General features: G+C 45.3%; 1 protein-coding gene. It reads right to left on the bottom strand.

Annotated features, from left to right (window positions below):
• A partial coding sequence (locus tag AXE65_RS06365) for a phage/plasmid replication protein, II/X family (RefSeq protein ID WP_275574863.1) occupies positions 1 to 265 on the bottom strand: 265 nt, incomplete at both ends.

The raw sequence follows: 265 nt of genomic DNA, 5'->3' as shown, positions 1-265 counted from the left end.
GTTGGCCGCGCGGTCGCAGCGCAGCGCTATATCAATGCCATGTTCTTTTAGTAAGGCGCGATGACGGTAATAAGTAGGTTCAGATAAATTGGCGCGTAAGTCATGCCCTTCTTTCCAGAGCATATAAGTACCGCGAATGAATGCAGGTAAGTTAAATACTTGTTCGCTGTTGAGTTCGATTTGTTCGGACATGTCCAGTCCTCCCACGTGTTGACTAAATAAGGATTTGAGTTTTTCAGGTGTTAAGTTGTAAGCCCATTGAAGG

This window comes from Ventosimonas gracilis (assembly GCF_001580025.1).
GTDB classification, from domain to species: Bacteria; Pseudomonadota; Gammaproteobacteria; order Pseudomonadales; family Pseudomonadaceae; genus Ventosimonas; species Ventosimonas gracilis.
This window is presented reverse-complemented; position numbering and strand designations above follow the sequence as displayed.